The sequence below is a fragment of the Mucilaginibacter sp. CSA2-8R genome (assembly GCF_038806765.1).
Classification (GTDB): domain Bacteria; phylum Bacteroidota; class Bacteroidia; order Sphingobacteriales; family Sphingobacteriaceae; genus Mucilaginibacter.
The window spans coordinates 3,382,650-3,394,472 of sequence record NZ_CP152389.1; the positions used below are offsets into that span (position 1 = coordinate 3,382,650).

Annotated in this window: 13 protein-coding genes and 1 riboswitch; of the genes, 6 read left to right on the forward strand and 7 right to left on the reverse strand. The window is 45.0% G+C overall.

The genetic code is table 11. The features are described from left to right. Positions 1-314 precede the first annotated feature (314 nt). Positions 315-476, reverse strand: coding sequence for a hypothetical protein (locus AAGR14_RS14495; RefSeq protein WP_342644945.1), 162 nt, complete (start codon positions 474-476; stop codon positions 315-317). A gap of 201 nt (positions 477-677) precedes the next feature. Further along, the gene (locus tag AAGR14_RS14500; protein ID WP_342644946.1) at positions 678-962 is read right to left on the reverse strand and encodes a hypothetical protein; all 285 of its coding nucleotides are present in this window, start codon (positions 960-962) and stop codon (positions 678-680) included. Positions 963-1,120: 158 nt separating this feature from the next. On the opposite strand from AAGR14_RS14500, the gene AAGR14_RS14505 reads away from it, so the two are divergent. The 3 genes from AAGR14_RS14505 to AAGR14_RS14515 all read left to right on the forward strand — a co-directional run bounded on the left by AAGR14_RS14505 (position 1,121) and on the right by AAGR14_RS14515 (position 3,628). Further along, positions 1,121-1,384: a hypothetical protein gene (locus tag AAGR14_RS14505; protein WP_342644947.1), complete on the forward strand. Its 264-nt coding sequence runs from the start codon at positions 1,121-1,123 to the stop codon at positions 1,382-1,384. Positions 1,385-1,721: 337 nt separating this feature from the next. Next, the gene (locus tag AAGR14_RS14510; RefSeq protein ID WP_342644948.1) at positions 1,722-3,359 is read left to right on the forward strand and encodes a hypothetical protein; all 1,638 of its coding nucleotides are present in this window, start codon (positions 1,722-1,724) and stop codon (positions 3,357-3,359) included. Positions 3,360-3,406: 47 nt separating this feature from the next. After that, a complete protein-coding gene (locus tag AAGR14_RS14515; protein ID WP_342644949.1) occupies positions 3,407-3,628 on the forward strand; it encodes a hypothetical protein in 222 nt (73 codons plus the stop codon). 239 nt (positions 3,629-3,867) lie between these two features. Here AAGR14_RS14515 and AAGR14_RS14520 read toward each other — a convergent pair whose 3' ends face one another. Further along, complete coding sequence (locus tag AAGR14_RS14520; protein WP_342644950.1) at positions 3,868-4,323, reverse strand: hypothetical protein; 456 nt, start codon at positions 4,321-4,323, stop codon at positions 3,868-3,870. Positions 4,324-4,467: 144 nt separating this feature from the next. Between AAGR14_RS14520 and AAGR14_RS14525 the strand changes: the two genes are divergently transcribed. Both AAGR14_RS14525 and AAGR14_RS14530 read left to right on the forward strand, forming a co-directional pair. Then, positions 4,468-5,802 (forward strand): paraquat-inducible protein A, encoded by a 1,335-nt coding sequence (locus AAGR14_RS14525; RefSeq protein WP_342644951.1) that lies wholly within the window; start codon positions 4,468-4,470, stop codon positions 5,800-5,802. Between the two features lie 49 nt (positions 5,803-5,851). Next, positions 5,852-7,192 (forward strand): paraquat-inducible protein A, encoded by a 1,341-nt coding sequence (locus AAGR14_RS14530; RefSeq protein WP_342644952.1) that lies wholly within the window; start codon positions 5,852-5,854, stop codon positions 7,190-7,192. A 90-nt stretch (positions 7,193-7,282) separates the two neighbouring features. Here AAGR14_RS14530 and AAGR14_RS14535 read toward each other — a convergent pair whose 3' ends face one another. From AAGR14_RS14535 to AAGR14_RS14550, 4 genes are read right to left on the reverse strand one after another with little or no spacing between them, the layout of a single operon-like run. Further along, positions 7,283-7,549 carry a Trm112 family protein gene (locus tag AAGR14_RS14535; RefSeq protein ID WP_342644953.1) on the reverse strand — a complete coding sequence of 89 codons (267 nt, stop codon included), beginning with the start codon at positions 7,547-7,549 and terminating at the stop codon, positions 7,283-7,285. After that, complete coding sequence (locus AAGR14_RS14540; protein ID WP_342644954.1) at positions 7,546-8,205, reverse strand: thiamine phosphate synthase; 660 nt, start codon at positions 8,203-8,205, stop codon at positions 7,546-7,548. Before AAGR14_RS14540 ends, AAGR14_RS14535 begins: the two co-directional genes overlap by 4 nt. Continuing rightward, complete coding sequence (locus AAGR14_RS14545; protein WP_342644955.1) at positions 8,196-9,242, reverse strand: AIR synthase family protein; 1,047 nt, start codon at positions 9,240-9,242, stop codon at positions 8,196-8,198. Before AAGR14_RS14545 ends, AAGR14_RS14540 begins: the two co-directional genes overlap by 10 nt. A 14-nt stretch (positions 9,243-9,256) precedes the next feature. Further along, positions 9,257-9,976, reverse strand: a complete 720-nt coding sequence (locus AAGR14_RS14550) for a class I SAM-dependent methyltransferase (RefSeq protein ID WP_342644956.1) — start codon at positions 9,974-9,976, stop codon at positions 9,257-9,259. A 114-nt stretch (positions 9,977-10,090) separates the two neighbouring features. Beyond that, positions 10,091-10,191: riboswitch (TPP riboswitch) on the reverse strand. A 148-nt stretch (positions 10,192-10,339) separates the two neighbouring features. Between AAGR14_RS14550 and AAGR14_RS14555 the strand changes: the two genes are divergently transcribed. Continuing rightward, the gene (locus AAGR14_RS14555) at positions 10,340-11,509 is read left to right on the forward strand and encodes a TlpA disulfide reductase family protein (protein WP_342644957.1); all 1,170 of its coding nucleotides are present in this window, start codon (positions 10,340-10,342) and stop codon (positions 11,507-11,509) included. Positions 11,510-11,823: the final 314 nt, after the last annotated feature.

The window sequence follows — 11,823 nt, forward strand, 5'->3', positions numbered from 1 at the left end:
GGCGAACTGGTTAAGTAGAACAAAAGCGTTATTCCTTTACTTTCACGCACGAAATCCTTTCGTTTAAACCAGAGTATAGCAATTACAATTGAAGCTATCGTAGAAATCAGGAGCCCATAAATAATATCTCCATAATTTTCATCATATTCATCCTGCCGCGCCCAATAAGTGTGCAACCAAATAATCACTATCAATAAGATGATTATGGTTCTGTAGATGAGTTTTCGGATAGTCATTTGTTAAGATTGTAGTAGTCAATCAGGCCGAAGTGGTATTTTTTTATTATTCACCGTAATATTGTTTTTCGTTAGGTCTTAAAATTCTTTTTTACACAAATGACATTTATAAACTGCCTTATTTTTAGAAAGCTGTTTGATTAATGCATAAATCACATTAACGGTACCAATAATAATTAATACTACGCCAAGGATAAATCCTAAAGCAATTATACGGTCAAATTCATGCTCGTCGAGCATTGCGGTGACGAAATAGCAGCCCAAAAGAATCGTTAAACAGCCTAATATCAAACGCTTATAATACCTGGCCTTATCAGCATGTTTAATGTAGTAACTTTTGCACTTAGGGCATTCAACATTGGTAATTACGGGCATTTTTCAGGATTAATTTAACATCTAATCAATCAATGTTTAAAAAAAAACAATTAGCATCAATAATAACTATCCAACAATCATAATCAGGAACTGCGCAAGCGTAACTGTTCGTTTCAGATAACCTAATCGTTTATAAGTTTTGTGTAAAAGCAAAGTAGTTACCAATGAAGCTAAACCTACAATAATACCCACGTACGCCATCAGCCCCAATAATATGCGCCAATATGGAGTATCGACAGCCGGCGCGGCTAAAAAAGGCATCCCCAGAAATATTATGGCTACCGTATTGACCAGCAATGCCATTATCGTTTTTGCTGATAAAATATCGCTGCTGGTGGATTGCTGGTTCATTATTGTAAGTTGGCACGGATTTGCTCTTTAATCATTGAATTTAAAAAAGGTAACCTCATCTGGCAATAAGAAAACGTTGTTGGTAACTTGTACATTAGCAGGGATACATGATAAAGCAATATGTCTGTTATTTTCTGTATGGATTTATTGTCTTCTGGATGAATCTTTTCATCTGGGGATTTTCGTACGGCACTACAGATTTCAGGTTGTATATCACTTTCATTTTTTCGTTCCTGCTGTTCGTCGTGGCCTCAGCATGCGCACTTTATAATGTCAGAATTTCGGCCATTTTAGGATGTATCGGTATTCTTGGTTCAACCCCGTTTGCAGGTTACTTAGTTTTTGATGAATTACGCGATGGCAAACCAATGTTTTTGGAGCATTTGTCATCATCATCGGTTTATCATTGTCATTTGTATTGAGCTCTTTGATAACGGTAAGGGTGTTGAACCACAAGAAAGCTTTGCATACAGTTATCATTAATTGGCGTATAAAACTTGCGCTTACGCTGCTTCCTTTTTGTATAATTATGTGGTGGATAATTAGTATTTACAAGCCGTAGTAATTAATTTTAATTGGTAAAAATGAATTATCAGAAATAATTAGCACACAAACTTTAGAAGCAACAGAGTTACTAATTTAGTTTATCAGCCAATTTACCAGAGGGCACAGATACATCCAGCCTTGCAAAAATTATTACCGATCACCCTACTCATTCCTACGTAATTCTTAACTTGGCCATCACCAAACAAACCCATTATGCAACGGCGTCATTTTATCCAGTTAGGGGCTTTAGGCTTAAGTTCGGTTATCAGCAGCAGGCTTACGTTTGCGGCAGCACCGGGCGAACGTATCATTAATCAACCTGATATGGCCTGGGCCTTACTAAATAACCAGTGGGTAAAACTGACTGGCACGGGGCAACAAGGCTTTACTTACCTGGATACCCGGGTATGGATTAAGCCGGATGGTAACGCACAGTCGGTGTATATTAATTCGCCGCAGAGCGCGTTGCAGGCGGTTAAACTGGGCTGGAAGTATGATACCACCCGTTATCATCAATCACTGGGCGACCATTGGGAACGCAGCTACGGCGACCTATCCTGGAAAGCCCCCACTGCCGGCATACGTTACCCTTGGTACATTTTACTACACGACGGTGCCAATACGGCTTGTTTTGGAGTAAAAACCGGACCGGCTACGCTGTGCTGGTGGGAAGCTGATGGCAACAGCCTTAGCCTGGTGATGGACACGCAATCGGGCGGGATGCCGGTAAAGCTGGGGCAACGTGAGCTGCACGCGGCCAGCATTGTTACCTACCAAAACAAACCCGGCGAAAACGCTTATGCCGCGCTCACCAGTTTTTGCAAGGTGATGTGCCCTAAGCCGCGGTTACCCAAACAACCGGTGTATGGCATTAACGACTGGTATTTTGCCTACGGCAACAACTCCGAAAAAACCATCCGCGAGCAAACGGCCGTCATGGCATCGTTCGTAACGTCAACCACTAACCGGCCGTTTTCGGTGATTGATGATGGCTGGGAACAGGCCGACGATTTTTCGATCTCGAATGCCAAGTTTCCGGACATGCACCAGATGGCCGAAACTATTAAAAGTTTGGGCATGCGCCCCGGCTTATGGACCCGGCCACTCATTGCCCGGCTGGACGACCCGGCCCATTACCTGGCCCCCCGCATACTTGGCCGCAATAACGCTAAAGACCCCATATTAGACCCTACCGTGCCGGAAACGCTCGAACGCATCCGTAAAAACCTGAAGCTGTACCGCAACTGGGGCTATGAAATGGTTAAACATGATTACAGCAGCCTGGATATTTTTGGACGCTGGGGCATGCAAATGCAAAATGGCTTTACCCAACCCGGCTGGCACTTTTACGACCAAACCCGCACCAACGCCGAAATTACTGCTGACCTGTACCACACCATTCGCGAAGCCGCCGGCGATATGTACCTGATTGGCTGCAATACATTGAGCCACTTGTCGGCCGGGGTGTTTGAATTGAACCGGATAGGCGATGACACCAGCGGCAAAGAATGGCCGCGCACCAAAAAAATGGGAGTAAATACTTTGGGCTTTAGGCTGCCCCAACACAACACTTTTTATGCAGCCGACGGCGACTGCGTAGGCCTGACCAAAGACATCCCCTGGGAAAAAAACAAGCAATGGCTGCAGTTACTGGCCGAAAGCGGATCGCCGCTTTTCATATCGGCAGATACCAGCTCGCTTACAGCCGAAAAGAAAGCAGCCATCAAAACTGCCTTTGCACAAGCAGCGAAAATACAGCCCACCGGCGAACCACTGGACTGGATGACCAACCCCTTCCCTACACAATGGAAACTGAACCATCGCACCGTAACTTTTAATTGGGATAAATAGCCCAATTTAAAAGATGAACAATTTTAGTTTTGAGTTGTCGACCTTAAATGAGTTCGGCATTTGTTAAAGAAGAAGATTACCAGCCCTTAAAAGAGGTAGCCCCTAACATGGCCTCGCTGCTTATTTACTTAAAGCGCGAAAATTGTTACCCGGTGTACGAATTGCACACCCGTTTTAGCCAGAAGCACGAATTGGAAGTACACGAAATGAGCGACGGTCTGGGCTATGCTATTAACCAAGACCAGCAATGGCAGGTTGTACTGGATTGAGGGGTGTTTAGTTTACGGCCCGGCAAATTTTCAGCATCTGCATTTCGCCTGGTAGATGCTAAGTCAGCTATTATTGCCTCACCAAGTGTAAAATAATGTAACGGGCGAGCTGACCGACATCAGCACTACGAGCATTGCTTTAATTACATATAAAAACGCGAAGTTTATACTTTAGATTGCAACACAACGCTACTCAACTTGATGCACAAGCCTGTGCATTTACTGTAACCTACTCTTCCTTACATCACCTTTTTAAACGAGGCGATTAATCCGGTTTTATCGTAGATGAGCAGGTTGCCTTTTTTGTCTACCTTATAAATTTCGTTAGGTTCGTTAACATTAATATAAATACCTTTGCTCTTCTTCAGTTCTACGGCCGACTCGGGATTGATTTCGGGCATATCGCTCACTTGTAATTTTTTACCGGCAAAGGCAATGGGCTGTATAAACACCTTGCCATTATAGCTGATAATCTCGTAGGCTATTTGCTGGCCCTGCTCAGTTTTCAGGCCTTCATCATACCAAACACCCAGCAAATGCCCTGTTACCCCTGCGGGGGCTGTAGGGTGTGCCAAGGGTTTTATGGTGTCGGTAGGTTTGGCAGCAACGCTGTCGGCTTTAGGTTTTTCTTTAGACTGACAGGCGGTAAACGCCATACCTACGGCAATGGCCAAGTTTGCGAGTTGTTTTCTCATTTATAACGCAAATATAGTTGATGCCATTTAAAAGCCGGCAGTATATCTCCATTTACACTCCTATAAGTGCTATATAACATATTTCAAACCAAATAAATAAATGTTTGTAAATAGGATGACCAATCACCTCCTAAATACATCATCTTGAATACTGATACGCTAAAAAAAGAACCCGCCAAAAAGGGAAATCTTTTGAATAATTTGTTGCTCATTTTTTTTCTTGCGCTTTTTTTGTGCGCCGAAGGCTGGTTCGCCTACCGCCTGCATACGCTTTCCGGTCAGCAGGAGCAGTTAAAAAAAGACTATTCTGACGCCAACAACATCACCCTGGGTTTATTTTCGATAGAGGAGTGGCACGATGAAATTGCAGGCATCCTTAACCACCAGGTTAAGCATTTTACCTTTACGGCCAAACAAAAAAGGCAGCTGCAAAAAGAGGTGGAGGATATTATAATTACCCTCATTAACAAAGCCGAGGCCATGATAACGCAGCCCAAAAAGAAAAGCATCGGCGGTAAACTCACCAAGTTTGCAGTAAAAACCTTTGTTAAAACCGACAAGATTAAAGCGCAGGTGCCTGCCTTTGCCCGCAAAATTATTGCCCAGGTAGATAACCCGGCCAATAAAAACCAGCTGAGCAAAATGGCCATGAGCAAAGTGAATCACCTGGAGCACACGCCCTACCTGGACAGCACCATTAAGGCCAACCATAAAATTACCGATCCTATTTATAAAAGATATGCCGTAAACGACCGCGATGCCCTTAACCAGAAGCTCAACCGCTCGCTGGAGCAAATCCGGGTTACTATGTACAAATACTCTACTTACATGTTAGGCTGCGTGGTGGTGGTTTTACTGCTGTGGTGGTTATTGCGCAAGCGCACCGAGCTGCATGTAACGCTGTTCATCATGTCTCTACTGTTTGCATTCATTTTGCTGGCAGTTGGCTTAACCGCCTCCATGATTGAGGTAGACGCCCGCATTAAATCATTGGATTTTATGCTGTTGGGCCAGCACGTAGTTTTTAAAGACCAGGTGCTGTTTTTTCAGAGCAAGAGCATAATGGATGTGGTACACGTGCTGATTAGTCAACCCAAAATAGACTCAATACTGGTAGGTGTGTTGATTATGGTTTTCAGTATCCTCTTCCCTATCATCAAGCTATCATCAACGGGTATACATCTACTCAGCAAAAAAAACATAGCCGAAAGCAAGTTCATCAAATACTTTGCATTCCAGTCGGGCAAGTGGAGTATGGCCGATGTGATTGTGATTGCCATTTTAATGACCTACATTGGCCTTAACGGACTGTTAGAAAGCCAATTGGCACTGTTTAATATTAAAAGTGATGCTTTAACCATCATCACCACCAACAATACAGCACTGCAACCCGGCTATATCATTTTTATCTGTTTTGTGCTGTACGGACTTATTCTATCTACCATTTTAAAGTTTATTACTCCGCACGATACACATTAAGTTACGCATCAGCATTTAAGATTATCCTAATCCACTCAATCAAACAATCGTGACCGACCATACCTCTTATAACACCCCATCAGCCGCTGGTAAAGGCAACATCATTTTGATGATTGTGCTTAGTGCGCTGCTTTGCATTGAAGGCTACTGCGGCTACCACCTCAGTGAGCTGTCTTTACAACAAGAACGGCTAAAAGAAGATTACAGCACCATTAATAATATCACGTTCGGCATATTCTCTATTGACCAGTGGCGCGAAAAGATTATGAACGTAGTGAACGGCCGGGTAGAAGATTTTAAACTGACCCGCCAGCAACGTAAGTCCATGCAAACCCAGGTTGAAAACCAATTGCATGCCTTGGTAGCCAAAACAGCTGCCACCATGAACAAGCCACAAAAAAGCCTGATGGGTAAGCTTAAAAAACTGGCTTTTAACGCCGTGGTTGACGTAGATGATATACAGGCGCAGGTACCCACTTTTGCCCGCACTATTATTACCAAAGTAAACAGCCCTGCCAGTACACGCCGGCTCAAAAATATTGCCACCAGCAAACTCGACCAGTTAGAGCGCCAAACTTACGACAGTACGGGCGAGGTGCATGCCGTGCTGGTGACCAAAATATACCGTAAATACCAGGTAAAAAGCACAACCGAACTTAACCAAAAGCTTACCCGGCAACTGGAAGATATCCGTACAGTGACTTATAATTACGCCTATATTATGTTTGGGTGCGTGGTTGTGGCCATTTTATTATGGTGGTTTTTGCGCAGCCAGGTACACTTACAAACTGTATTATTTATTCTGTCGCTGCTGATTGCCTTTGTGCTTTTGGCGGTAGGCGTAACGGCATCGCTTATTGAGGTTGATGCCCGCATTGGCTCCATGAGCTTTGCCTTATTGGGCGAAAAGCTGGGTTTTGAAAACCAAGTGCTGTTTTACCAGAACAAAAGCCTGCTCGAAGTTATACAGGTACTGGTGGCCCAACCTAAACCGGATGCAGTACTGGTAGGCGTATTGCTGTTTGTGTTTGTGATTGTACTACCTATCCTGATACTAGTAGCCACCGGCATACATGTACTGGCCGGCGACCGGCTGGCCGAAAATAAAGTATTGAAATACCTGGCCTTCGAATCGGGTAAATGGAATATGGCCGACGTGATGGTAGTTGGTATCGGGATGACCTACATCGGCCTCAACGGTATCCTTAAAAGCCAGCTTAGCAACCTTAACATTCACAACGAGGTGCTCACTACCGTAACCACCAACGACTCATCATTGCAACCCGGCTTTTTAATTTTTGTGGCCTATGTGGTTTACGAAATTGTACTCATCAGGATGTTTAAGCATATTACCTCACTTAAACAGCAAAACTTGGCCCTTGCGCAATAAACACAGGTAGATTAAACCGCCGGACTGCAAATCCGGCGGTTCAATTATTTACAGCAATTCGCAATGATAACTGTATGCAGCCTTGTTCTATTAAACAGCATCGGGCAGTAGTTTTACCGGGTCAATATTGTACTCCAGTTTCCAGCGGTTTACTACCGGTTCTTCTAATGGCAACTGGCGGTATTCATCTGGTGCCATAATGGGCACACCGTAAATAATGGGGTAATTGCGGCGGCAGGTGGTGCAGCGCAGCAGTCCCTCAATCACGTTGTAGTCAAGGTCTTGTGCGAGTATTTGTAATTGCAGGTCCTGCTTATCAAACGGGCAGCACAGTTTAGCAATGGTACTTAGTTTCATGATTTTGAAATATTTTCTGTTAAAGCGTTATGATATAATTTAACTTTTGACAAAGGGTCGTCGGCACTCATAATTCCGGAAATAACGGCCACCCCGTCGAAAGGAGTTTGCTGGCGAAGCATAGTCATGTTGGCCGGTGTAATGCCGCCCGATACAAACAAGGGCAAACCGGTCATGCTTTTAGCCTGCCGTACGGTTGCCGGCATCACGATATCGCAACTACCCGCTGATGGCGACGGAAACATAGCGCAAAACGATACATAATCCAACAGGTTCTCATCAGCCCATCGCACTACATCCAGGTTGCCCTGGCAGGTAATCCCGGCTATAAAAAGCTTATCAATTTTTTGCTTGATGAGTGCATAATCGGCCGGGATAGCATCAAAATGAATACCGTCGAGATAAGGCGACTGCAATAGCAACTCCCAATCGTTATCAATCAGCAAAGGCACGTTATGCTGGCGGCAAAGCTGGCCAACGGCCTCAATGCACTGCAGCTTATCATCACCGGGTGTCCAGTTGTTCCACAACTGCACAGCTTCGAGTTTGCCCTGCAGGGCAGATGCCAGTTTGGATAGCAGCACTGCCCTATTCATGGCCGGATCAATCACCAGGTAAACGCCGCCGGTTATTTTTTTATGATTTTTTACTTCCATCCCTGTTGGTAAGCTTTAAAAAATGCGGCCCAGTAAGGGTCTTTTTCGTAATAAGGCAGTGGTTGCGCTACGTTTTCATTATCAATCAGATGGCGGCCTTGCCCCTGCGGGATGAACTCACCTATGACGGTTGCCTTAATTTGCTTTGAGCGAAGCGCAGCCAAAACTATATGTTCGGCTCCGGGCTTTACCGCCATCACCATGGCCCCGGCACCAATGCAAAAGCGTGGGTCGATATCAAATAGTTGGGTTATTTGTTGCTGAGCATGCCCGATGGGCAACAACTCGTTGTAAACATTTACCCCCAGGCCCGATGCAGTTGCCATTTCGTACACGGCACCCAGCACGCCGCCTTCAGTTACGTCGTGCATAGCCGTCAGGTGCCCAGTTGCTGCGGCGGTCAGGGCGTCGGGTAACGAAGAGGTTTGCTCAAACAGCGAGCAGCAATCCTCATATACCTCTTTTCCCAATTTTTGCTTTACCGTTTCCGGAAAACTCATGGCCAGTATAGCTGCGGATGACAGGGCGCACTCTTTGGTAACAATAATGAGGTCGCCGGGTTGTGCCTTACTGCTGAGCAGGATGTTGTTTAAAGGTGCGGTTAGCAGCATAGTGCCGCCACCGGCAATGGTGGAGTTTTGCCCCTCAATACTGCCGGTATGCCCGCCGGTAATGGCCACGCCAATGGCTTTGCAATAGCGATGCACATGCTCCCAGTAAACTACAAAATCCTGCTGGGTAAGTGTGGGCGGCAAATTGAGCACCATTTGGGCATACATGGGCGAAAAGCCGGTGGTGGCCATATCATTAGCCATTAAGTGCACTGACAACCAGGCCGACTCGGCCAGCCCGAGCGACGGGATAATCGAGAGCGGGTCACTGGTGAGAGCCAGCCCCATCCCATGGCCTATGTCAACCACCGACACATCTACCCCAAAACCTGGTCCCTGGCTTACCTCCGGCCGGGTAAAACCCAATCGTGGCAAAATCAATTCATCAAAACCTCCGCCCGATATTTTTCCGGAAAATTGAGACATATTATATTTGATGATTAATCCAGAAACTTAACATACAGACCAAAAAAGTCGCCCACGGGCACGCTCCATTGCTGCACCGGGAACCACTCGGGCAAGCCGGTACAGGTCCACTCCAGGCTGTAATTGCGTCCCGTTAAAGCCTCATCAATTTTTTGAATGAGCATGGCAGGCGTGTAAAAGGTAGCCGTTACATAAAACGGGTTTTTACCAAACATTTGCTGCACCCGGCGGCGCAATACCTTGGGCGAATTGCGGTTCATCATCCCGAAGGCAATACCGTGTTTACCTACCCGCGCCGCCTCGCGGATTACCTGGACGGGGTCGCGGTAATACTCAAAAGTGGTGATGAAAGCCACGGCATCAAACGTGTGGTTTTTAAAAGGCATGTAATGCGAGTCGGCATTCACCAAATCGCCTTTAAACAGGTGCACAGCCTGGCCCAGCATAAACGGCGATAAATCGCCGCCGGTAGCCTCGATGCCTATTTCGTGCCACCAGCGGGTAAAGCGGGTAGTGCCGCAGCCAAACTCCAAGAGTTCTTTTACCCGCGGGTCTTTTTTAAGCAGCTGCCCCATAACCTTTTTTTGCCATACTTCGGCGCGTTTGTAACGGCCCTCGTACCATTGCTCGTAAGTGTCGGTGTGTTCGCGGTTAAAGAACCACTCTTTGCGCCCCTGCCAGTTGGTCAGGCTTTTGGTCATGACTCCAAAATCTCCTTTTTGCTTCAGTTCCATGGTTAAAATAGCTGTAAAAAGTAAAAGCCTTGCTACCGGCACCGCATCAACACGGCAACGGAAACAAGGCTTTATCTATAGGAACCAGCAGCCGCAAGGCCACCGCAAAGCTTAGATATTATGCCCATGCATCCCTACGCCGGTATTATCCGTATCAGGTTATCGGGTGTTATCTCAGCCTTTGCTATTTTGCAAAAGCACCCCGTGCAAGTATGCAGGCAAGGTATGCATTGCGGCTAAACAATGCAAGTACTTTTATTTGAAGTTTATTGAAGGAGTGCTTATTTGACGAGACTGTTTGTTGCCGGCGACTTGAATTAGATTTATTGCCTATATTTAAGCTGCTGAAAATCTTTATCAGACATGAAAAAAACCTTATCACTCATCGGTATCCTGTTTGCATTAACCGCCTGGACTTATTACGTCAAAACCGAATCGCCAACGCTACAAAAAGTAGCATCCCAATTAGACGGCATGAAGCGGGTGAGCTATCACTACCGGTTAGAAATCAACAATGTAAAAGACAACAATTTTTCTAAAGACTCGTCCGACTGCTATTTTGAGTTTGACCAGCAATCTAAACTGATTAGCCGTTTTAAGGCAGGCGATAAAGGTTATCAGCAGATTTATAACGGGACTGAACGTTTTACGCTGGATAAAACAGAAAAGACCTACGAGATAGATGATGACAGCAACCAGGAGCGCTTTAACAGCTTAATTATAATGCTAAATGCCATACCTATGCTAAAGCGCTGCCTGGATGACGTTATTGCCAACGACTCGATTAGCAAAACAGAACGCGACACGGTTTTAACCGGCAAAAAATATAAGGTGATTACTTTAGGCCTGCCTGGCAAAGGTTTAGATTATTATCACAAGTTCGAATCATACAATCCGAAAATTACCTTTTTTTACGACCTTATCGTTGATCCGGCTACTAACCTGCCCTACCAGGTAATTAGTCATAATAGCTCGGAAGGTAACACTTACACAGTGCGTACCACTTTCACTCACATCAATTTAACTCCGGCTGTGCCGCAGGCAAATACTTGGTATTACTCCAGTTACGAAAAAGAGTATAAACGCGCCAAAAAGAAAGAAGCCATTCCGTTGATTGCCGTAGGCAGCCTTTTTCCTGCCATTGCTTTGCCGCAAATAGGAAATAAAACTACAGCACCCGTAACGCCAACAACTAAAAACAAAGTTGTCTTGCTCGATTTCTGGATAAAAAACTGCGGCTACTGCATGGAGTCGTTTAAGTACCTGAAAGGGCTGCAAAGCAAGTATGGGCAGCAAAACGTGCAAATTATCACCGTTAATGCTAACGACAGCCGCGAGGATGTAGACTTTTTTTATAAGCGCGAAAAGCCGGCTTACCAAATGTTCTATAAAGGACAAGCTTTAGCTAAAAAATTAGGGGTAGACTACCGTGGTTACCCTACCGTAATATTGGCTGGCACTGATGGCAAAATAGTTTACGCCGGTAATTTTGATAAGGAAAAGATTGCACAGCTGATTGACAAAATGTTGTAGTTATAGGTCCGTATTTCGATGGTTTTTAGTCACAAATCCACCCAACAGCATCAGTATCATCATAGCTTTGCCGCTTTGTATCGTACTGCAACGACATTAGATGCAAGTAATTTTTTAACTCATTTTTTACTGCGCAAATAGGCTGCGCAGTGCAGAAATTACTTTGTCCTTGTTAGCACGAAAGTCAAGATTTGATACAAGCTTTTTACAAATTATTTACGCCGGTTAAGATAGCTTTGTTACCTACGGCATTAAAATCCGGCGTATGATTACAGCGTCGCGAGACCTTGTTAAAAGCCATCAGCCAGTTAATT